At 56.4% G+C, this 21,821-nt stretch carries 10 protein-coding genes and 8 pseudogenes; 13 read left to right on the top strand and 5 right to left on the bottom strand.

Annotated features, from left to right (window positions below; all coding sequences use genetic code 11):
• Positions 1-67: 67 nt before the first annotated feature.
• On the top strand, positions 68-520 hold the full coding sequence (gene fur, locus B4967_RS02605; RefSeq protein WP_083023440.1) for a ferric iron uptake transcriptional regulator: 453 nt from the start codon (positions 68-70) through the stop codon (positions 518-520).
• Between the two features lie 124 nt (positions 521-644).
• Here fur and recN read toward each other — a convergent pair.
• A pseudogene (gene recN, locus B4967_RS02600) lies at positions 645-2,319 on the bottom strand (DNA repair protein RecN).
• Positions 2,320-2,518: 199 nt separating this feature from the next.
• On the opposite strand from recN, the gene grpE reads away from it, so the two are divergent.
• From grpE to dnaJ, 3 genes and pseudogenes are all read left to right on the top strand, one after another.
• Positions 2,519-3,148, top strand: a complete 630-nt coding sequence (gene grpE / locus B4967_RS02595) for a nucleotide exchange factor GrpE (RefSeq protein WP_083023372.1) — start codon at positions 2,519-2,521, stop codon at positions 3,146-3,148.
• A 152-nt stretch (positions 3,149-3,300) separates the two neighbouring features.
• Positions 3,301-5,233 (top strand): annotated as a pseudogene (gene dnaK, locus B4967_RS02590) (molecular chaperone DnaK).
• Between the two features lie 109 nt (positions 5,234-5,342).
• Positions 5,343-6,497 (top strand): molecular chaperone DnaJ, encoded by a 1,155-nt coding sequence (dnaJ, locus tag B4967_RS02585; RefSeq protein ID WP_083023369.1) that lies wholly within the window; start codon positions 5,343-5,345, stop codon positions 6,495-6,497.
• Positions 6,498-6,565: 68 nt separating this feature from the next.
• On the opposite strand, the gene B4967_RS02580 is transcribed toward dnaJ, so the two are convergent.
• A complete protein-coding gene (locus tag B4967_RS02580) occupies positions 6,566-7,510 on the bottom strand; it encodes an HNH endonuclease (RefSeq protein WP_083023368.1) in 945 nt (314 codons plus the stop codon).
• A gap of 172 nt (positions 7,511-7,682) precedes the next feature.
• On the opposite strand from B4967_RS02580, the gene B4967_RS02575 reads away from it, so the two are divergent.
• Both B4967_RS02575 and dapB read left to right on the top strand, forming a co-directional pair.
• On the top strand, positions 7,683-7,964 hold the full coding sequence (locus tag B4967_RS02575) for a DUF2218 domain-containing protein (RefSeq protein ID WP_083023366.1): 282 nt from the start codon (positions 7,683-7,685) through the stop codon (positions 7,962-7,964).
• 115 nt (positions 7,965-8,079) lie between these two features.
• Positions 8,080-8,886: pseudogene (gene dapB, locus B4967_RS02570) on the top strand (4-hydroxy-tetrahydrodipicolinate reductase).
• A 199-nt stretch (positions 8,887-9,085) separates the two neighbouring features.
• On the opposite strand, the gene B4967_RS02565 reads toward dapB, so the two are convergent.
• Positions 9,086-10,084 (bottom strand): NCS2 family permease, encoded by a 999-nt coding sequence (locus B4967_RS02565; protein ID WP_340638672.1) that lies wholly within the window; start codon positions 10,082-10,084, stop codon positions 9,086-9,088.
• A complete protein-coding gene (locus B4967_RS20640) occupies positions 10,048-10,443 on the bottom strand; it encodes a solute carrier family 23 protein (RefSeq protein ID WP_340638671.1) in 396 nt (131 codons plus the stop codon). Before B4967_RS20640 ends, B4967_RS02565 begins: the two co-directional genes overlap by 37 nt.
• 564 nt (positions 10,444-11,007) lie before the next feature.
• Here B4967_RS20640 and carA point away from each other — a divergent pair.
• From carA to greA, 3 genes and pseudogenes are all read left to right on the top strand, one after another.
• Positions 11,008-12,154: pseudogene (gene carA / locus B4967_RS02560) on the top strand (glutamine-hydrolyzing carbamoyl-phosphate synthase small subunit).
• 75 nt (positions 12,155-12,229) lie between these two features.
• A complete protein-coding gene (gene carB, locus B4967_RS02555; RefSeq protein WP_083023365.1) occupies positions 12,230-15,460 on the top strand; it encodes a carbamoyl-phosphate synthase large subunit in 3,231 nt (1,076 codons plus the stop codon).
• Positions 15,457-15,933: a transcription elongation factor GreA gene (greA, locus tag B4967_RS02550; RefSeq protein ID WP_083023363.1), complete on the top strand. Its 477-nt coding sequence runs from the start codon at positions 15,457-15,459 to the stop codon at positions 15,931-15,933. The genes carB and greA overlap by 4 nt, the downstream gene beginning before the upstream one ends.
• Before the next feature lie 102 nt (positions 15,934-16,035).
• Here the strand turns inward: greA and yhbY are convergent.
• A pseudogene (gene yhbY, locus B4967_RS02545) lies at positions 16,036-16,363 on the bottom strand (ribosome assembly RNA-binding protein YhbY).
• A gap of 113 nt (positions 16,364-16,476) precedes the next feature.
• On the opposite strand from yhbY, the pseudogene rlmE reads away from it, so the two are divergent.
• The 4 genes and pseudogenes from rlmE (at position 16,477) to glmM (ending at position 21,722) form a co-directional block, all read left to right on the top strand.
• Positions 16,477-17,125: pseudogene (gene rlmE, locus B4967_RS02540) on the top strand (23S rRNA (uridine(2552)-2'-O)-methyltransferase RlmE).
• Between the two features lie 227 nt (positions 17,126-17,352).
• Positions 17,353-19,351, top strand: a pseudogene (gene ftsH, locus B4967_RS02535) (ATP-dependent zinc metalloprotease FtsH).
• A 107-nt stretch (positions 19,352-19,458) separates the two neighbouring features.
• Positions 19,459-20,376 (top strand): annotated as a pseudogene (folP, locus tag B4967_RS02530) (dihydropteroate synthase).
• On the top strand, positions 20,373-21,722 hold the full coding sequence (gene glmM, locus B4967_RS02525) for a phosphoglucosamine mutase (protein WP_083023362.1): 1,350 nt from the start codon (positions 20,373-20,375) through the stop codon (positions 21,720-21,722). The pseudogene folP and the gene glmM overlap by 4 nt, the downstream one beginning before the upstream one ends.
• The last annotated feature ends 99 nt before the right edge of the window (positions 21,723-21,821 follow it).

The following is a 21,821-nucleotide window of genomic DNA, read 5'->3' as shown; positions in this document are numbered from 1 at the left end:
CCTGTTCTTCACTATCGTGGTTTCGGTCGATGATACCCGACCTAACCTGTTACTGCGACGAGCAACCATGGCCGATCAGAACCATGAACTACGCAAAGCCGGGCTGAAAGTGACCCTGCCGCGCGTCAAGATCCTGCAGATTCTTGAAAATGCTTCGGGTCAACACCACCTTAGCGCAGAAGAAGTGTATAAAACACTGATTGATGCGGGCGAGGATGTTGGCCTTGCAACTGTCTACCGCGTGCTGACTCAGTTTGAATCAGCGGGCCTTGTGATTCGTCACAATTTTGACGGTGGCCATGCAGTATTCGAGATGACCCAAGAAGACCACCACGACCATATGGTGTGTCTGGAAAGCGGTGAGATCATCGAGTTTGTCGATGGCATCATCGAGCGTCGCCAGCAAGAGATCGCCGAAGAGCACGGCTACGAGCTAGTGGACCATGCTCTGGTGCTGCACGTACGCCCTCGCGGGTCTGACGTTACACGCCAGGATAGCGGCCCAACGAATCGCAAATAGTGAGTCGTTAAAGCGAATAGCCGCGTAAAAAACGCCCCCAGGGTGCCAGCGAATACTCACTGGCGCTCTGGGGGCGTTTTGTATTCAACGGGGGCTTTGGGGTAGGGCGCGCCCGTTTGGTGGATCAGTGGGGCAGGCACTGGCTGGCGTGCAGCATTTCCCGCGCGTGGGCCAGCGTTTGGTCGGAAAGCGTTCGCCCCCCAGCATTCGCGCCAGTTCGCTGATACGGCCGCGCTCGTCCAGTAGCGCCATATGGGTCAGCGTGGTGTCTCGCTTGGCGTGTTTTTCAATATGTAAGTGCTGGTGCGCCTGGGCGGCCACTTGGGGTAGGTGGGTCACGGTCATTACCTGGCCGTTTTCTCCTAGCTTGCGTCGCAGTTGCCCAACAATTTCTGCCGTTGCCCCTGAGATGCCCACGTCGACCTCATCAAACACTAGGCTTGGAATCGTCGAATGCGAAGCTGCCACTACCTGAATGGCCAAGCTGATGCGCGACAGCTCACCGCCAGAGGCAACTTTCGTTAGTGGTCGTGCGGGCTGGCCAGGGTTGGCGCTGATCAGAAACTGAACACGGTCTAACCCTTCCGGTGAGGGCGTTTCGCGTGGGGTAACGTCCACTTCAAAACGCGCTTTGCCCATGGCCAAGAAAGGCTAGCTGTTGCTGCACCTCTTTACCCAAGCGAACAGCGGCCTTTTGGCGTGCTTCGGTGAGCTGTTTGGCTTCGCTGCGATAACGCTCACGGTACTCAGCCACCTGGCTGCTGAGGGCTTCTAAATCATCGTCGCTGGCTTCCAACTGTGCCACTTCTTGTTTGAGCTGGGCGTGCAGCGCGCAAATCTCCTCTGGGGCGACGTGGTGCTTGCGGGCAATGCGGTGTACATCGCCCATGCGCTCTTCCACCCACGCCAAGCGCTCAGGATCTAATTCAGTGGTGCTGGCTAAGCGGTGCAGCTCGCTGGCGGCCTCTTCTACCTGAATGCGGGCGTCGCTGAGCATGGTGAGCGTATTGGCAAGCGTGCCTTTATCGCTGCCGGGTAGGGCGCTGAGGTGGGCGTAGGCCTGGTTGAGTAGCGATAGCGCACCGCCTTCATCGCTTTCACAGCAGTCGGCGGCAAACTGGGTTTCGCGCAGTGTTTCTTCAGCGTGGGCCAGCGTGTGCTGCTCCTCTTCGAGGGTTTGCAGCTCTCCTTCTGCCAAGCCTAACTGATCGAGTTCTTCAACCTGATAGCGCAGCAGCTGGCGTTTGGCTTCTACTTCGCTGCCCTCTTCGCTGAGCTTTTTCAGCCGCCGCCGAACGTTGCGCCATTCACGGAATGTTTCAGCAAGCTGTTGGCTGCGTTCGCGTAAACCGGCGTAGTCATCCAGTAGCGCCAAATGCGTTTCTTCGCGCATTAAGGCTTGGTGGGCATGCTGGCCATGAATTTGAATCAGCTGCTCACCCAGGGATTTTAAATCCGCGATAGTCACTGGATGGCCGTTAATCCATGCTTTGGAGCGCCCGTTAGCGGTCACCACTCGGCGCAGCAGGCACTCGTCGGCGGGCAGTTCGCGGGCCACAGCCCCATTCGGTAGCGGCGGGCCGGGGCTGGATATCGAAACGGGCAGAGAGGTCGGTGCGCTCACAGCCATGGCGCACGCTACTAGCATCGGCGCGCTCACCCAGGCAGAGGCCCAAGGCACCCAGCAAAATGGATTTACCCGCCCCAGTTTCGCCCGTAATGGCGGTCATGCCACGGGTTAGGTCGAGTTCAAGGCGGTCAACGATAGCGTAGTCTTGGATCGCTAGCTGCGTAAGCATAAGGCCTCCTGAGGCGGTGCGGCACAGAAGCTGGATACTTATCCAATAATTGTTGTTTTATACAGTAGTCGATAACTCACTTCAATGCCCCTCTTGAGGTGGCTTTTATGGCCCCCATATAGGCTGCATACGTGGTTAATACCCGCTACTTAACTCAGGTGGCCGCCACCGGCACCGCTACTTATTTCAGGAGCAAGGCATGGCAAAAGAACCGCAAACCCCGTTGGAAGATGAGCTGGCACGCCAAGAGCAGGAAGCAGAAGTAACGGATCAGTCTGCAGAAGAGCGTTTGGTAGAAGGCGAACTGGAAGGACTGATTGACGACGATGCCCCGCTAGAAGGCAGTGTCGGTAGCCCCGAAGCCGATGTGCTAGCCGCCCAGGTAGAAGAGCTGGAGCAGAGCCTAGCGGAAGCCAAAGACCAAGCGCTGCGCGCGGCAGCTGAAGCTCAAAACGTACGCCGCCGGGCTGAGCAAGAAGCCGAGAAAGCGCGCAAGTTTGCCCTTGAGAAATTCGTCAAAGAGCTGCTGCCTGTGGTGGATAGCTTGGAGAAAGCCCTGGAAAGCATGCAAGGCGATGCCGCCGAGGTGCACCTTGAAGGTGTCTCCATGACGCTAAAAATGCAGCTAGACGTGCTGAGCAAGTTTGGCGTCGAGAGCATTGAGCCCCACGGCGAGCCCTTCGACCCGCAGGTACACGAAGCCATGGCGATGGTGCCGAACCCAGAGCTAGATCCCAACACGGTTATGGAAGTAATGCAGAAAGGCTATCTACTGAACGGACGCCTCGTGCGCCCGGCCATGGTGGTCGTCAGTCAAAAAGCGAATTAAGCCGCGTTGACGCAACGCAGTAAAAAAAGCCCTTGAAATGCTGCAAGCGGCCCCCAAATAAAGGGCAACCCGCGGGAAAACCCGCAGACGCCAAGTAAGTAACAGCGGCGTAAAACATCAGTTTTGTTTCAACCGAATTCGAGGTTTTTGCTATGGGACGCATTATTGGTATCGACCTGGGCACCACTAACTCTTGTGTGGCCGTGCTCGATGGTGACAGCGCTAAAGTCATTGAAAACGCCGAAGGCGGTCGTACCACGCCTTCCATCATTGCTTACACCGACGATGGTGAAACCCTGGTAGGCCAGGCCGCCAAGCGCCAAGCCGTTACCAACCCGGAAAACACCCTTTACGCCATCAAGCGTTTGATTGGTCGTCGCTTCAAAGACGACGTTGTAAAAAAAGACATCAAAATGGTGCCGTACAAAATCGCTGAAGCTGATAACGGCGATGCGTGGGTAGAAGTAAAAGGCAAAAAAATGGCACCGCCGCAGGTAAGCGCGGAAGTGCTGAAGAAAATGAAGAAAACCGCCGAAGACTACCTCGGCGAGCCGGTCACTGAAGCGGTCATCACTGTTCCGGCTTACTTTAACGATAGCCAGCGTCAGGCCACTAAAGATGCGGGTCGTATTGCCGGTCTAGACGTTAAGCGCATCATCAATGAGCCGACTGCTGCCGCGCTTGCCTATGGTATGGACAAGACCCGTGGTGATAAAACCATCGCGGTTTACGACCTGGGTGGCGGTACTTTCGATATCTCAATCATTGAAATTGCCGACGTTGATGGCGAGACCCAGTTTGAGGTGTTGGCTACTAACGGCGACACCTTCCTGGGCGGTGAAGATTTTGACTTGGCGCTGATCAACTACCTGGTTGACCAGTTCAAGTCTGACAGCGGCATCGACCTGTCTGGCGACAACCTAGCCATGCAGCGTCTGAAAGAAGCCGCCGAGAAAGCCAAAATCGAGCTTTCCAGCGCGCAGCAGACCGATGTGAACCTGCCCTACATCACTGCCGACAACACTGGCCCGAAACACCTCAATGTGAAGGTGACCCGTGCCAAGCTGGAGTCGCTGGTAGAAGAGCTGGTTCAGCGTTCGCTTGAGCCGTGCAAAATGGCGCTGAAAGATGCAGGCCTGTCTGCTTCTGAAATCGACGAAGTGATCCTGGTCGGCGGTCAGACCCGCATGCCGATGGTTCAGAAGAAAGCGGCTGACTTCTTCGGCAAAGAAGCACGTAAAGACGTGAATCCGGATGAAGCGGTTGCCGTGGGCGCTGCGATTCAAGGCGGTGTATTGGGTGGCGACGTAAAAGACGTTCTGCTGCTTGACGTTACCCCTCTGACCCTGGGTATCGAAACCCTGGGTGGCGTGATGACGCCGCTGATCGACAAGGACACCACCATCCCGACCAAGAAGACGCAAACCTTCTCGACCGCGGATGATAACCAGACGGCCGTGACCATTCACGTCGTACAGGGTGAGCGTAAGCAAGTGTCGCAGAACAAGTCGCTGGGTCGTTTCGACCTCGCCGACATTCCGCCGGCACCGCGCGGTGTACCGCAGATCGAAGTTGCTTTCGACCTGGACGCCAACGGTATCCTGAACGTGTCTGCTAAAGACAAGGCGACTGGCAAAGAGCAGTCCATCGTCATCAAAGCGTCCAGCGGCCTCTCCGATGAAGAGATCGAGCAAATGGTACGTGATGCCGAAGCCCACGCGGACGAAGACAAAAAGTTCGAAGCGCTGGTGCAGCTGCGTAACCAAGCGGATGGCATGATTCACGCCACTCGCAAGACCGTTCAAGAAGCGGGCGACAAAGCGACCGATGACGAGAAACAGGCCATCGAAACCGCCATCGCCGAGCTGGAAGAAGCGGTGAAAACCGATGACCAGGATAACATCCAGAAGAAGCTGGATGCACTGACCGAAGTTTCCGGCCAGCTGGCACAGAAGATGCACGCCGAGCAGGCAGAAGCGGCCCAGGCGGGTGGGGGAAGGCGCTGAAGAAGCCAACACCAAGCAGGACGATGACGTGGTTGACGCCGAGTACGAAGAAGTCAACGACGACAAGAAGAAGCAGTAACCCACCTCTTTCTGCCAAGGAAAGTGGTGACGCGGGAGGCAACTCCCGCGTTGCTGTTTCCGCGGCCGAGACGCCTATAGTGCGTAGCTAACCAGGAGGCGTAGGACCCATGTCCAAACGCGATTATTACGAAGTCCTGGGTGTCGAAAAAGGGGCCGATCAGAAAGAGATCAAAAAGGCCTATCGCCGTCTGGCGCAAAAATTCCACCCTGATCGAAACCCGGACGATAACACCGCAGCGGAAAAATTCCGTGAAGTGTCGGAAGCCTACGAAGTCTTGAGCGATGGCGAGAAGCGCGCGGCCTACGACCAGTTCGGTCACGCCGGTGTGGATGGCCAGGGCGGCGGCTTTGGAGGTGGTGGCTTCGGCGGCGGTGGCGCTGGCGATTTCAGCGACATCTTCGGCGATGTGTTTGGCGATATTTTCGGTGGCGGCGGTGGCCGTCGTCGTGGGCCCAACGCACCCGCCCGCGGTTCCGACCTGCGCTACAACCTAGAGCTGGATCTAGAGAGCGCGGTGGCGGGCACCACGGTGGATATTCGCGTCCCGCGCCATATCGAGTGTGACCGCTGTGACGGTGGTGGCGCCGAGCCAGGCTCCACCAAAGAGACTTGCCCCACTTGCCATGGCCACGGTCAGGTACGTATGCAGCAGGGCTTCTTTGCGGTCCAGCAAACCTGCCCCACCTGTCACGGCAGTGGCCAGCACATCAAGGTGCCGTGCCATAAATGTAACGGCGAAGGCCGCGTGCGTGAAACCCGCACTCTCTCGGTGAAGATTCCGCCGGGCGTGGATACCGGTGACCGCATTCGCCTCAATAGCGAAGGTGAGAGCGGCGTCAACGGCGGCCCAGCGGGCGATTTGTACGTTCAGGTCGCCATCAAGCCGCACCACATCTTCAAACGCGATGGTAAGCACCTGCAGTGTGACGTGCCGATCAACTTTGTTGATGCAGCGTTAGGTGGCGAGCTGGAAGTGCCCACGCTGGATGGTCGCGTGAAACTGAAGATCCCGCCGGAAACCCAAACCGGCAAGCTCTTCCGCCTGCGCGGTAAAGGCGTGAAGCCGGTACGCGGCGGTGCCCCCGGCGACCTGCTGTGCAAAGTAGTGTTGGAAACGCCCGTCAACCTCAACGACGAGCAAAAAGACCTGCTTCGCCAGCTGCAAAAGAGCTTTGATGACAGCAATAGTCATAGCCACTCGCCGAAGAAGACTGGCTTCTTCGACAGCGTGAAGAAGTTCTTTGAAGAGATGAAGCCGTAAGGGCGGTATAGCGCCACTACGCAAAGCGCCTCAGCACTTCAGTGTGCTGGGGCGTTTTTGTATCTGCTTCAGCGCAAAAGGTGATCCATTCGCCACGCTAAGGCCTGTTGATTGGGCTGCCAGCGTTTGGCTCGGGGCAGCACCACCGCTTGACCATGCAACTGCTGAAGCCATGCGTTATCTGGCATAAAGTCATCAAGAGTTGGGCTGACATGCCATTTATGGTCCGGCCCCGGCGCGATCAATCGGTTATCCATCGCCCAGTGTAAATTGGGCGTCAGTGCTAAGCCATTTGTAGGGCGGTCGTCGTAGCTTTCGGCGAAAGGAATTAAGTGGGCGGCTTCTACCAGATAACGGTAGTCTGGCGTGATAAAGCGCAAACGAGTGGCGGCACAGCGGTAGTCGTAGGCTTCCAATACCAGAGTGCGAAAAGCGGCTGAGCGTGCCTGCTGTTGATGTGTCTCCTTAACGTCGCCCACTAAGCTATCGGGGTGCTTTTCGTAATCGCCGCTCTCTAGCGCATTGGCTAAATAGGTGTTCAGCGCGTGCTGCTGAGGTTCTTCAGCGAAATAGTGAGCTACGATCAGTGCGCTGGCGTTATGAGCCATTTGTTTATTCTGAAAGGCACTAAATAGAGCGCTATCTAGCACTGCCTGTGTGAAGAGTGCCTTTAAGCCCTTAAGCGATTTAGGCTGGCCTAAGCTATTGGCAACGCGAGCGATGCTGTTATCAAACACCGGCTCCCAAAGTGCGCCAGAAACGCCTTGGTCGCCCTTTAGGTGCCAAAGTGGCAGGTGAGGGTTAGCCGACTGACGGTCACCGGTGGCGGCTTCATACAAATCGAAATAACGCGCTAGTAGCCGGTCATCAATGGCAACCGTCGGCGTGTTAATGTGCCCGTTTTGTATTTCACAAATAATCGCCCGCAGTAAGCAGGGCTTATTCGCTGCTAGTCGGCCTCGGCTGTGGCCTACCCGTAGGGCGGTCAGGCATTTTAGTGTCTCATCTGTCATTGTTGTCTCTAAAATTGCTTAGGCTTGGTTGGAGATTACCACGGCTTTTGATAGTAAGGGCAGTGAGTCGCCGAACACACCGTCGCAACGAATTCTCATTCGCTGCTTGGCTCTTTTCGCTGTGAGGATTAGGCTAGTAGGTAATCGCTCCTATTAAATTGGAGAGAGCCGCATGCCTTTATCCCGAGCAGAAATTGCCACCCCATCCGGCGCGCGGTTGATCAACCGCCTGTGTAAACACTGGGCGCATAAGCTTGAGGTGGAGCACAGTAAGCAGGACGCCAAGATCGTGTTTGCCAGCGGTACTTGCCTGATGCACGCCGCACCTGATCGGCTACTGGTCTCCATCGAAACCCTGGAAGAAGAGCACTTGGACCAGCTAGAGGGCGTGGTCGAGAGCCATCTAATGCGTATGGCGAAAGACGAGTCGCTGGAGATTGTCTGGGAGAATTGAAAGTGCATGAAGGGCGCTGCCGTTAGCGCCGCATCGCTAAGGGTGGTCTGCTATAATCGCGGCCACCTCTTTTTGTTTCTAGTTGATGCCAAATAGCGCACGCGTAGGAGTTTCCATGACCCGAATTGCCATTGTAGGCGTAGCTGGCCGCATGGGCCGCACGTTAGTTAACGCCGTTGAGCAACAGGCTGATGCCTCGCTTGCAGGCGGTATTGTGGAGCCGGGTAGCTCCCTGGCGGGCGTAGATATCGGCGAGCTGGCAGGGGTGGGTAAGCGTGGTGTGGCCGCCGTGGATTCGCTCGACGCCATTGTGGATGACTTCGACGTGCTGATCGACTTCACTGCGCCCCAAGTCACCTTGGCGAATCTGGCATTCTGCGCCGAGCACGGTAAGCGCATCGTGATCGGCACCACCGGTATGAACGATGAAGAGCTGGCCGAGCTAGATAGCTACCGCGATAAGGTGGCCATGGTGTTTGCTCCCAACATGAGCGTGGGCGTGAACCTGACGCTCAAACTACTGGAAACGGGGCCAAGGCGCTGGGTGATGAAGGCTACGATATTGAGGTGATTGAGCCCCCCCACCGCCATAAAGTCGACGCGCCTTCCGGTACGGCGATTAAAATGGGTGAAGTGGTGGCCGAATAGTTTCGGCCGTACCTTGAAAGAGCACGGCGTATTCGAGCGGGTACCGCAGTGCGGCCCGCGTACCGATAAAGAGATCGGTTTTGCTACCGTGCGCGCAGGCGATATCGTCGGTGAGCATACCGTCATGTTCGCCACCGAAGGCGAGCGCATCGAAATCACCCATAAGGCGTCTAGCCGGATGACGTTTGCCAAGGGTGCGGTACGGGCTGCTCGCTGGGTGGCTAATCAGCCCCGCGGCCGTTACGACATGCAAGATGTATTGGGCTTGGAGTAATGAGGTAGGACGGCACGTAGCCTCTCGATATGCGTAGTGCTGGCTGCAGAGCGTAACGTTATGGATTGCCTCTGAGCCTGCGCGCAGGTTGAGTCGTATGGACTCACCGTTATTTTTGAATGGGCTTTTAGTCTAAATGTGGCTGCGAACAGGACAGAGTGCTGTTTTTGGCTGAGCTAACAGTAGTTTGAAGCGCTAGCTACTGTGCGGTTAGCAGCATAACCACCGCAAGCAGGGCTGAGGCCCACATGGCAGGCTTAATCTCGTCTAGCTTGCCGGTAGCCAGCCGGATCAGTACAAAGCTGATAAAGCCAAAGGCAATGCCAAGTGTGATGGAGTAGGTCAGCGGCATTAATATGATGGCCAGAAATGCGGGGAAGGCTTCTTCGAGGCGGCTCCGGTCGATCTTTCCAATGGGCGCCATCATAAACAGCCCAACCAGCACCAGGGCTGGCGCCGTAGCGATACTGGGGACTAAAGACAGCAGCGGTGAGAGAAACAGGAAGGGTAGAAACAGGACGCCAATAACCACGGCGGTGAGTCCTGTACGGCCCCCCTGGGCGACGCCCGCTCCAGATTCGATAAAGGTCTGCGCAGCGCTGGTGCCGAGTGGGGCTGCAATCATTGAGGCGAAAGCATCCACCGTCATGGAGCGCTTAAGGTTGCGTGGATTGCCGTTGGCGTCCTTGAGATCAGCAGACTCGGATAGGGCCATGAAGCAGGAGAGTGAGTCGAAGAAGTTAGTGAACAGCATCACGAAAATGAAAGGCAAGTAAGCCACCTTGAGGGCGCCTAAAATGTCGACCTTCATGACCGCTGAGAAGTCCGGCCATGAGGCGAGGCCTTGCCAAACCACTAATACTTCGTCACTCCACAAACGCCCCATAGGGGCTGCCAGCAAAGTGGTTAAGGCGATGCCTAAAATCAGCGCACCATTGAAACCGCGTATTACCAATATTGCCGTGACCATCAGGCCGATAAAGAAGGTGATGAGACTTGCATCTAATTCACCGAGGCTAACCAGGGTTGCTGGATTAGCAACGATAAACCCAGCATTCTTGAGCCCGATAAAGGTAATGAATAGGCCTATGCCGCAGGTAATGGCATAGCGTAATGAGGCAGGAATGGCCTCGATAGTCGCTTCGCGAACGTTAAATAGCGCTAGAACCGCGAACAACACCCCGACCAAAATACGCATCCTAGAGCAACCTCCCACGACAGCCCTGCGCCAAGCACCAAGGTATAGGTGAAAAGAGCATTCATGCCCATGCCAGGGGCGACCAGAATCGGGTTACGAGCGTAAAGGCCCATCGCTAAGCTACTGAAAAAGCTGATAACGACTGTGGCGGATAGGGCCGCAGAGAAAGGGATGCCAGCATCAGATAAGATGGCTGGATTGACCACGATGATATACATCCCGGCCAGGAACGTCGCAATGCCTGCCAGCACTTCGGTCTTCACCGAGGAGCCGCGGCGGCTGACATTGAAGTAATGATCCAGGCTGGTTGTAGCCTGAGTGGGTGGTGAGCCGGAATACGGCGTAGGGCTTTGTGGCATGAGGATATTCTCTTTGTATTTATTGGATGAGCTATCGACAGTACAGTTTGACCACTTGGTCAGCTTGTAGGAAGCGTAGACAAAAAAATAGTAGGAGGACAACCAAATATATTAATTTCGTATACGAAAATGCTTTCGGAACGTATTAGCGGCCTAACGGGCATGACATGCTGATTGCGAAAGTAAAACGTTATGCATAACGTCATCGGTAGTTTTGGGGCTAGCCGAAAGTCGAGAAATCCTGTAACATTCCAAAAATTTTGGCCCAGTGGCTGCAAAAAGCAGCAAAATATCTACAGTGAAGAGCTGTAGAGAGAGCACCGCGCTTGTTGCACTGGCCGTTAAGTGGGAAAAGTAGTCAGCTAAATGCTGCGCCATGGCTAACACCGTTATGAAGGCCAAGGAAAGAGAACAACAAGCGGGATGAAACCGATTTTTTATTGTCGGCTTCGTCCCGCTTTTTTACGACCCGACGTTTGCACGCAAACGCCGACAACCGGATCGCCGAGCCTGCGCCCACAGGCTCCCACCAGCATGGGAGAACTTGTCTTGAATAACCCCGCATTGAGCAAACCCGCGATATTGGCCCTGGAAGATGGCAGTGTGTTTCATGGAACTGCCATTGGCGCCGGATGGAGTCACAAGCGGTGAGGTGGTGTTCAATACAGCCATGACCGGCTACCAGGAAATCCTCACCGACCCCTCTTACACCCGCCAAATCGTCACCCTGACTTACCCGCACATCGGCAACACTGGCATTAACTCCGAAGATGTAGAGTCCGCCTCGATTGCGGCAGCTGGCCTTGGTAATTCGCGATCTCCCTTTGCTGGCCAGCAGCTTCCGTTCTGAGCAAACCCTCTCTGATTACCTGAAAAGCCAAAACGTGCTGGGTATTGCGGATATCGATACCCGCCGCCTGACGCGTATTTTGCGCGATAAAGGTGCCCAGAACGGTGCGATTCTGGCGGGTGCCGATGCAGAAGGTGAGGATGCCGTAGAGCGGGCGCTGGCGGCGGCGAAGGCGTTCCCAGGCCTGAAGGGCATGGATTTAGCCAAGGAAGTCTCGTGCAAAGAAGCGTACGAGTGGTCAGAAGGTGAGTGGACCTTGGGCGAAGGCTACGCGGATACCACCCAGGGCGAGCGCCCTTACCATGTGGTGGCGTTTGATTACGGCGTGAAGTTCAACATCCTGCGTATGCTGGCGGCGCGCGGCTGCCGCTTGACCGTGGTGCCGGCGCAAACGCCTGCGGCAGAGGTGCTGGCGATGAACCCGGATGGCGTGTTCCTGGCTAACGGCCCCGGAGACCCTGGCCCTGTGACTACGCCATCAAAGCGATCCAGGAAGTGTTGGAAACCGACACTCCGGTGTTCGGCATTTGCTTGGGCCACCAGCTGCTGGCGCTGGCCTCCGGTGCCAAAACCGTCAAGATGGGCCACGGCCACCATGGTGCTAACCATCCGGTACAAGACCTAGATACCGGCACGGTGATGATCACCAGCCAGAACCACGGCTTTGCCGCCGATGAAGCGACCCTGCCGAGCAACGTACGTGCCACGCACCGCTCGCTGTTCGATGGCACCCTGCAGGGCATTGAGCGTACCGACCGCCCGGCGTTTAGCTTTCAGGGCCACCCGGAAGCCAGCCCTGGCCCGCGCGATGTAGCGCCGCTGTTTGATCGCTTTATCGCCATGATGCAGGCGCGCCGCTAAGTTAGCCGCGCTGCCTCTCATTGCCTAGTTACGCCGTTTTGATGCTCATCGTCACCACTTTTTGCGGGAACCGTTATGCCTAAGCGTACCGATATCAATAGCATTCTTATCATTGGCGCTGGTCCGATTGTCATCGGCCAGGCCTGCGAATTCGACTACTCTGGCGCTCAGGCGTGTAAAGCGCTGCGCGAAGAGGGTTACCGGGTTTTTTGGGTCAACTCTAACCCGGCCACCATCATGACCGACCCCGCCATGGCCGATGCCACGTACATCGAGCCGATTACCTGGCAGGCGGTTGAGAAAATTATCGAAGTCGAGCGCCCGGACGCCATTCTCCCCACCATGGGCGGCCAAACCGCGCTGAACTGCGCGCTGGATCTTGAAAAACATGGCGTACTTGCTAAGTACAGTGTTGAGATGATCGGCGCCAACGCCGACGCCATTAATATGGCGGAAGACCGCGACCTGTTCGACCAAGCCATGAAGCGCATTGGCCTGGAGTGCCCGAATGCGCAAGTGGCGCACACCATGGACGAGGCGTGGGAAATTCAGGCAGAGCTAGGTTTCCCAACAATTATTCGTCCTTCCTACACCATGGGTGGCTCCGGCGGCGGTGTGGCGTACAACAAGGAAGAGTTCGAAGAGATCTGTACCCGCGGTTTCGAGCTTTCCAATAACCACGAGCTGCTGATTGATGAGTCGCTGCTGGGTTGGAAAGAGTACGAAATGGAAGTGGTGCGCGACAAAAACGATAACTGCATCATCGTCTGCGCGATCGAGAACTTCGACCCCATGGGCGTCCACACCTGCGACTCCATCACTGTCGCGCCTGCACAAACGCTGACCGATAAAGAGTACCAGATCATGCGGGACGCGAGCCTCGCGGTACTGCGTGAAATCGGCGTGGAAAACGGCGGCTCCAACGTACAGTTTGGTATGGACCCGAAAACCGGTCGTCTGGTCGTGATCGAGATGAACCCGCGTGTGTCGCGCTCGCCTGCGCTGGCATCGAAGGCCACCGGTTTCCCGATTGCTAAAATCGCCGCGAAGCTGGCGGTGGGTTACACCCTGGATGAGCTGCAGAACGATATTACTGGCGGTCAAACACCGGCGTCGTTTGAGCCGTCCATCGAATATGTCGTGACCAAAATTCCGCGCTTTACGTTCGAGAAATTCCCCCAAGCGAACGACCGCCTGACCACCCAGATGAAGTCGGTGGGTGAAGTGATGGCGATTGGCCGCACGTTCCAAGAGTCGCTGCAAAAAGCGCTGCGCGGTATGGAAACCGGTAACGACGGCCTCGACCCGATCGTGACCGAATTCACCGATGAAACGATGGCCCAGATCAAGGGCGAGCTGCAGGCAGCGGGTGCCGAGCGTATCTTCTTTGTGGCTGATGCTATGCGCGCTGGTATGAGCGTGGAAGAGATCTTTGCGCTGACCAACATCGACCGCTGGTTCCTGGTGCAGATTGAAGATCTGGTGCTAACCGAAAACGCTGTTGCTAAGCGTGCGCTGGCTGATTTCTCTGCCCGTGAGCTTTATCAGCTCAAGCGTAAAGGCTTTGGTGATGCGCGCTTAGCCAAGCTCTTGGGCGTGTCGGAAAAAGAGTTCCGCAAAACCCGCCAGCCAGCAGGCATTCGCCCGGTGTACAAGCGCGTGGACACCTGTGCTGCTGAGTTTGCGTCGGATACCGCCTACATGTACTCCACCTACGAGGAAGAGTGCGAAGCGGACGTTTCTGATCGTCAGAAAATCATGGTGCTGGGCGGTGGCCCGAACCGTATCGGCCAGGGTATCGAGTTTGACTACTGCTGCGTTCACGCCGCCTTCGCGATGCGCGACGATGGCTACGAAACCATCATGGTCAACTGTAACCCGGAAACCGTTTCTACAGACTACGACACCTCTGATCGCCTCTACTTCGAGCCCGTCACGCTGGAAGACGTGCTGGAAATTGCTGATAAAGAGAAGCCGGTGGGCGTGATTGTACAGTTCGGTGGCCAAACCCCGCTGAAGCTGGCTCGCGAGCTGGAAGCCGCAGGCGTGCCGATCATCGGTACCACGCCGGACGCCATCGACCGTGCCGAAGACCGCGAGCGCTTCCAGGTGATGATCGACAAGCTCGGCCTGAAACAGCCGCCCAACGCCACTGCGCGCAGCTTCGAAGATGCCTTCGCCAAACCCGAAAAAATCGGCTACCCCTTGGTGGTACGCCCGAGCTACGTTCTGGGCGGCCGGGCGATGGAGATCGTCTACGACGCCTCCGAGCTTGAAAACTACATGACCAACGCGGTGAAAGTCTCTAACGACTCGCCGGTACTGCTGGATCACTTCCTGAGCGCCGCGGTGGAAGTAGATATCGATGCGGTCTCAGACGGCCAGCAGGTCGTGATCGGCGGTATCATGCAGCACGTAGAGCAAGCGGGCGTTCACTCTGGCGACTCCGCCTGTGCGCTGCCGCCTTACTCGCTGCCCGCTGATGTGCAGGACGAGATGCGCGAGCAGGTCAAGAAAATGGCCGTGGAGCTGGGCGTAAAAGGTCTGATGAACGTGCAGCTCGCGTGGCAGGATGGCGAGATCTACGTGATCGAGGTCAACCCCCGCGCATCCCGTACTGTGCCGTTTGTTTCCAAGTGCATCGGCACCTCGCTGGCCCAGATTGCCGCGCGTTGCATGGCTGGTAAGACGCTGGCCGAGCAGGGCTTCGAACGTGAGATCGTGCCGCACTTCTATAGCGTCAAAGAAGCGGTCTTCCCGTTCAACAAGTTCCAGGGCGTTGACCCGATTCTCTCGCCGGAAATGAAATCCACCGGTGAAGTGATGGGCTCCGGCGATACCTTCGCGGAAGCCTTCTTCAAGGCGCAGCTAGGCGCGGGTGAAGCGATCCCAGCGCTGGATGGCGACCGTAAAGCGTTCCTGTCAGTGCGCGAACCTGACAAGCAGGGGATTATCGAAGTGGCCCGTTCTCTGCTAACATTGGGCTTCACACTTTGTGCAACACGCGGCACGGCAGCAGCGATTGAAGCCGCTGGGCTACCCGTGGAGCACGTCAATAAAGTCTACGAAGGCCGTCCCCATATCGTCGATCTGCTGAAGAACGACGAAATCGCCTACATCGTGAACACTACCGCAGGTCGTCAGGCAATTAACGACTCTTCGATCATTCGCCGTACTGCTCTCGCGCGCAAGGTGCCCTATGCGACCACCTTGGCGGGCGCTAATGCTGTTTGCATGGCGCTAGAGTACGGTAGGGAGATTACGGTGCGGCGCCTTCAGGATCTGCATGCAGGAGCAAGTCAATGAACAAGGTCCCGATGACGGTAGCGGGAGAAAAAAGCCTTCGCGAAGAGCTCAACCACTTGAAGGGCGAAGCTCGCCCTCAGGTGATTGCGGCCATCGCTGAAGCGCGTGAACACGGCGACCTAAAGGAGAACGCCGAGTACCACGCCGCCCGTGAACAACAGGGGTTTATTGAAGGCCGTATTCAGGAAATCGAGAGCAAGCTCTCTGGCGCCCAGGTGATTGATGTCACCAAGCTGCCGAAAACTGGCAAGGTGATTTTTGGGGTGACTGTGTCGCTCTTGAACCTGGATAGTGATGCCAGCGTTACCTATCGCGTTGTTGGCGAAGATGAAGCCGACATTAAAGCGGGGCGTATTTCGGTCACTTCACCCATTGCGCGCGCGCTGATTGGTAAAGAAGAGGGCGATCTGGTGGTGGTCAAAACGCCCGGCGGCGACGTTGAGTACGAAATTGAGAGTGTTGAACACCTCTAATGTTGTGCGGATAGCGCCATAAAAAAGGCCCGATGCAGGTAGCTGCTTCGGGCCTTTTAGCTTAGCGGCGCTTGGCGCCGTGTCAGCATAGTACTGTGTGCTTTAGTGCCGCCCGTGATGGTTCTCGAAGCGGGTAACGTTGGAGAGCTTGGGGTTAGCCTTTGGGTTGCGGCGATAAAGCAGCGCCATTTTTGCCAATGGTTTGCACCAGCTCGGCGGTGCTGTCAGCCAGCAGCTCGTTGATCATCGCAGCGCGGTCATCCCGTTCGGGCAGAGCGAGTTTCACTTTAATCAGCTCGTGATCATTGAGCGCGCGGCTGAGTTCTGCGAGCAAATTTTCGGAGACGCCGTTCTCAGAAACGGTGACCACTGGTTTCAAATGGTGGCCAATGCTACGAAATGGTTTCTTTTGTGCCTGTGACAAGCTAATGTATCTTGCGGTATCCCGGTTAGCGCTTAACGTTCCATCTTACGGTGAAATGCCGCTAAGTGAAAGCAATCACGTGAACGCGCCCATCTCTTATTCCAGTGTCAGATTCCCACATGCAGCAAAAGCCCCCAAGCCGTAAACATTCAGTGAGCAAAACCAGCAATAACTGGAAGAAAGAACATTTTGACGACCAGTACGTAAAACAGAGCTGGCAGGATGGCTACCGCTCCCGGGCGAGCTATAAGCTGCTAGAGCTGGATGAGAAGGATAAACTGTTTCGTAATGGTATGACGATCATTGATCTGGGGGCAGCCCCTGGTGGATGGAGCCAAATCGCCGCCGAAAAAGTCGGGCCAGAGGGCGTGGTCATCGCCTCTGATATTCTGGAGATGGATGCGCTGGCAGGGGTGGACTTTATTCAGGGCGATTTTACCGAGGAGAGCGTACTTAACGCGATTCTTGAGCGCCTGGGGAATCGTCCGGTAGACCTTGTTATGTCGGACATGGCCCCCAATATGAGTGGTATGGCAGCCATCGATCAGCCACCAGCGATGTATCTTGTCGAGCTGGCGTTGGAGTTGGCCCGTGAAACGCTCTCGCCCAAAGGGCGGTTTTTGGTAAACGGTATTCCAGGAGGAAGGCTTTGAGGCCTACCTAAAAGAGCTGCGTGGCAGTTTTGACCGCGTGGTTACCCGCAAACCGGATGCCTCTCGGGCGCGCTCCCGAGAAGTCTACTTTTTGGCGGAGGGCTTTCGCGGTTAGCCAGTGCTGGCTCGGCCCTGGTGGTATGGGCAAGTGTTATAGCAAAGATTTATCACCACGATTGCCAGACAGGCAAGCGTAAGGTGTGTCACATTATGTACATTGGACGAACGTGACACAGATGGCCCAAAGCCAAATGTGCTTTGGCAATGGTTGAACGTTAAGCTCGAGGGTAAGGTCAGAGTATTAGCGGTTAACTGACGGATTCTTGTAATGAGGGTAGCCCCTTGAACGATATGGCGAAGAACCTGATTCTGTGGTTGGTCATCGCGGCCGTTCTACTGACAGTGTTCAATAATTTCAGTACGGAAAGCGCACCACAAACCACTAACTACTCCCAGTTTGTGCAGCAGGTGCAAAATCAGCAGGTCCGCAGCGTCACGATTGATGGCTATACCATCAACGGTGAGCGCACGGATGGTTCGCAGTTCCAGACCATTCGTCCGGCGGCGGAAGATCCGAAGCTGATGGATGATCTGCTCAGCAATAACGTGACGGTCGTGGGTAAAGAGCCAGAGCAGCAAAGCATCTGGACGCGCCTGCTGATTGCCAGCTTCCCGATTCTGCTGATCCTGGCCATCTTTATGTTCTTTATGCGCCAAATGCAGGGCGGCGCTTGTGGCGGTAAAGGCGGCCCGATGAGCTTTGGCAAATCCAAGGCGAAGCTGCTCTCCCAGGATCAGATCAAAACCACCTTTGCAGATGTCGCAGGCTGCGACGAAGCGAAGGAGGAAGTAGAAGAGCTGGTCGACTTCCTGCGCGACCCCACCAAGTTCCAACGCCTGGGTGGCACCATTCCCCGCGGCGTACTGATGGTGGGCCCGCCTGGTACCGGTAAAACGTTGCTGGCCAAGTCCATTGCGGGCGAAGCCAAAGTGCCTTTCTTCTCTATTTCAGGCTCTGACTTCGTTGAAATGTTCGTTGGTGTGGGTGCATCCCGCGTTCGTGACATGTTCGAGCAGGCCAAGAAGCAGGCGCCCTGCATTATCTTTATCGACGAAATCGATGCTGTTGGCCGCTCGCGCGGTACCGGCATGGGGGGAGGTAATGATGAGCGTGAGCAGACGCTGAACCAGCTGCTGGTGGAAATGGACGGCTTTGAAGCCAACGAGGGCATTATTGTCATCGCCGCCACCAACCGCCCGGACGTTCTTGACCCGGCACTGTTGCGCCCAGGCCGTTTCGATCGTCAGGTGACCGTTGGCTTACCCGACATTCGTGGTCGTGAGCACATTCTTGGCGTTCACCTGCGCAAAGTGCCGCTGTCGGATGATGTGAAACCGCTGCTGATCGCACGCGGTACGCCGGGCTTCTCCGGTGCGGATCTTGCCAACCTAGTGAACGAAGCCGCGCTGTTTGCCGCACGTCGTAATAAGCGTTTGGTTAGCATGGAAGAGCTGGAGCTTGCCAAGGACAAGATCATGATGGGCGCTGAGCGCAAATCCATGGTCATGACCGATAAAGAGAAGCTCAATACCGCTTATCACGAAGCAGGCCACGCGATTATTGGCTTGGTCATGCCTGAGCACGACCCTGTCTACAAGGTGACGATTATTCCTCGTGGCCGCGCGCTGGGTGTGACGATGTTCCTGCCGGAAGAGGATCGCTACAGCCTGTCGCGCCAGCAAATTATCAGCCAGATCTGCTCGCTGTTTGGTGGCCGTATTGCCGAAGAGATGACGCTGGGTGCTAACGGTGTGACCACTGGTGCATCTAACGACATCAAGCGTGCCACTGAGCTGGCTCACAACATGGTGGCCAAATGGGGTCTCTCGGATGAGATGGGCCCGATCATGTACGATGAGGACGAGTCTCACCAGTTCCTCGGTGGCCCTGGTCAGGGCGGCGGTAAGCTGAAATCTGGCGAAACCACCACGCGTCTTGATAAAGAAGTGCGCAAGATTATCGATGAGTGTTACGAGCAGGCGCGTCAGATTCTTCATGACAACCGCGATAAGCTGGATGCCATGGCAGAAGCGCTGATGAAGTTTGAAACCCATCGACGCCAGCCAGCTTAAAGACATCATGGAAGGACGTGACCCGCGTCCGCCGGAAGGCTGGAACGACGGTGACTCCTCCGGTGGTGGAATGCGCGTCAGCGATGATAAGCCAGAAGCGAAAGCGGATGACCAAGCGCCTAACGCGTCAAGCGATGAAGGCGAAGAGGATGACGATGAGCCGCGCCGTCGTCCATCTGACCCGCTAGGTGGCCCTGCAGGTCCTTAATCAAGCCATACTGCTGGTGTTAGCAAAGGCGTCCCATATTGGGGCGCCTTTTTGTTATGCTGTGGGCCAATAGCAGTTACGTTTCTTTTCTATTTTTAGGCGGTAGCATGACACCGAACGTTGACCCTTCATCGCCTTCGCGCCAAGCAGAGAGTGCTTTGCAGCTGCGTGTGGGCGCCATACGCTTGATCTTTCGGTTCCACGGGTGATGGGTATTTTGAACGTCACGCCTGATTCGTTCTCCGATGGTGGTCAGCATGTTGCCTTAGACGATGCGCTACGCCACGCCGAGCGCATGCTGGCCGAAGGCGCTGCCTTGATTGATGTGGGCGGCGAATCGACCCGTCCAGGCGCTATGGCGGTTTCTGAGCAGCAAGAGCTAGACCGTGTCGCACCCGTAGTGGAAGCGCTGGTGCGCGAACTAGATGCGTTGGTATCGGTGGATACCAGCAGCGCCACGGTGATTCGTGAAGCCAGCGCCTTAGGGGCGGGGATGATTAACGATGTGCGTGCGCTAGAGCGCGAGGGCGCACTGGCAGCTGCTGCCAGCAGCGGTTTGCCTGTGTGTCTGATGCACCGCCAGGGCGAGCCGCAGAACATGCAGCACTCTCCTGAGTACAGCGAGCCCGTAGAGCGTGCGGTCGCGGCGTATTTATCCGAGCGTATCGATGCTTGTGAAGCGGCAGGGCTGCGCCGTCATCGGCTTTTGATCGACCCTGGCTTTGGGTTTGGCAAAACCGTCGAGCATAACCTGCGTTTGCTCAAGTATATGGAGTCGCTGCTCGCGCTTGATCTGCCGATATTGGTAGGCATGTCACGTAAAAGCATGATTGGCAAAGTACTGGGTCGTCCGGTAGAAGAACGGTTTAGCTGGCGGCTTGGCTTTGTCGGCTATGGCGGTTGAGCGTGGGGCGAGCATTCTACGAGTGCATGATGTTGGGCCTACAGTGGATGCTGTGAATATGGCTTGGGCGGTACTACAAGAGGGCTGTGAGCCGCCCGTTGATAAGGAACTCTCGTTATGACACGACGCTATTTTGGCACTGACGGTATTCGCGGTACCGTTGGGCAGTCACCGATTACTGCTGACTTTATGCTCAAGTTGGGGTGGGCCGCTGGGCAGGTGCTGCGCCGTGAAAAGGGCCGCACTCGGGTATTGATTGGTAAAGATACGCGTATTTCCGGCTATATGTTTGAGTCGGCGCTGGAAGCGGGGCTGTCGGCTGCAGGTGTGGATGTTTCCCTGTTAGGGCCGATGCCCACGCCTGGGATCGCTTATCTCACACGTACCTTCCGGGCGGATGCGGGCATTGTGATTTCAGCTTCTCATAATCCGTTTGCCGATAACGGCATTAAGTTTTTCTCCGCAGAAGGCAAAAAGCTGCCGGATGACGTGGAAGACCGCATTGAAGCGATGCTGGAAGCCCCGTTGACCACCGCCGATGCGGCGCAGCTAGGTAAGGCGGCACGCATTGACGATGCCGCAGGCCGCTATATTGAGTTCTGTAAATCCACCCTGCCGGATCGACTTAGTCTGCACGGACTGAAAGTGGTATTGGATTGCGCCCACGGTGCCACTTACCATATCGCGCCCAGCGTTTTTCGCGAGCTAGGGGCGGAAGTGAGCGTGATTGGCACCGCGCCAGATGGATTAAATATCAACCACCATGTGGGATCGACACACCCAGCAGCGCTGCGGGCGGCGGTAATTCAGCAAGGGGCGGATTTAGGCATTGCTTTCGATGGCGATGGCGACCGTGTACTGCTCGTTGATGCGGATGGTCGTGAGGTCGATGGCGACGATATTTTGTACTTAATCGCCCGTGACCGTTTTGAGCGCGGCCTTCTGGAAGGCGGCGTGGTCGGCACGCTGATGAGTAACTTCGGCCTGGGGATGGCATTAGACCGGCTCGGTATCCCGTTCCAGCGTGCCAAAGTAGGCGACCGCTTCGTGATGGAAATGGTGGCAGCCAACGGCTGGGAGCTGGGCGGCGAAGCGTCGGGACACATTGTCTGTGGCCACGTACAAACGACCGGCGATGGTATTGTGTCAGCCTTGCAGGTGCTGGGGTTAATGGTGCGGGAGCAAAAGCCGTTACCATCGCTGCTGAAAGGGCTGGAAAAAGTGCCGCAATCACTGGTTAATGTGCGCTTGCCCGCAGGGTCGAATGCCAAAGAGGTTATGGCTGCCCAACCGCTGTTGGATGCTGTTGCTGCATTGGAGGCTGAATTAGGGGACCAAGGGCGGGTGCTGCTGCGCCCATCCGGCACCGAGCCATTAATCCGCGTAATGGTGGAAGGGCGCGCTCATTTGGATGCGGATCGCCTAGCCAATAAGCTGGCAGGTCAAGTGCAGGCGCTACTCGGCTAGCATGCTGGGTCGTGCATAGCCGTCCTTGCTCGGCAAAGCGCATCGTGCCTGTCATTGGGCTTGCAACAGCGGTTGTCTTGACAAGGCGGCTCCTATACC

The sequence above is a fragment of the Vreelandella lionensis genome, from assembly GCF_002087295.1.
Taxonomy (GTDB): Bacteria; Pseudomonadota; Gammaproteobacteria; order Pseudomonadales; family Halomonadaceae; genus Vreelandella; species Vreelandella lionensis.
This window is presented reverse-complemented; position numbering and strand designations above follow the sequence as displayed.

Coding starts and splice junctions, on each gene's coding strand:
- B4967_RS20640 (WP_340638671.1), bottom strand. CDS start 10,443: ATGCCACAAAGCCCTACGCCGTATTCCGGCTCACCACCCACTCAGGCT.
- B4967_RS02580 (WP_083023368.1), bottom strand. CDS start 7,510: ATGACAGATGAGACACTAAAATGCCTGACCGCCCTACGGGTAGGCCAC.
- carB (WP_083023365.1), top strand. CDS start 12,230: ATGCCTAAGCGTACCGATATCAATAGCATTCTTATCATTGGCGCTGGT.
- greA (WP_083023363.1), top strand. CDS start 15,457: ATGAACAAGGTCCCGATGACGGTAGCGGGAGAAAAAAGCCTTCGCGAA.
- B4967_RS02565 (WP_340638672.1), bottom strand. CDS start 10,084: ATGCGTATTTTGGTCGGGGTGTTGTTCGCGGTTCTAGCGCTATTTAAC.
- B4967_RS02575 (WP_083023366.1), top strand. CDS start 7,683: ATGCCTTTATCCCGAGCAGAAATTGCCACCCCATCCGGCGCGCGGTTG.
- grpE (WP_083023372.1), top strand. CDS start 2,519: ATGGCAAAAGAACCGCAAACCCCGTTGGAAGATGAGCTGGCACGCCAA.
- dnaJ (WP_083023369.1), top strand. CDS start 5,343: ATGTCCAAACGCGATTATTACGAAGTCCTGGGTGTCGAAAAAGGGGCC.
- fur (WP_083023440.1), top strand. CDS start 68: ATGGCCGATCAGAACCATGAACTACGCAAAGCCGGGCTGAAAGTGACC.
- glmM (WP_083023362.1), top strand. CDS start 20,373: ATGACACGACGCTATTTTGGCACTGACGGTATTCGCGGTACCGTTGGG.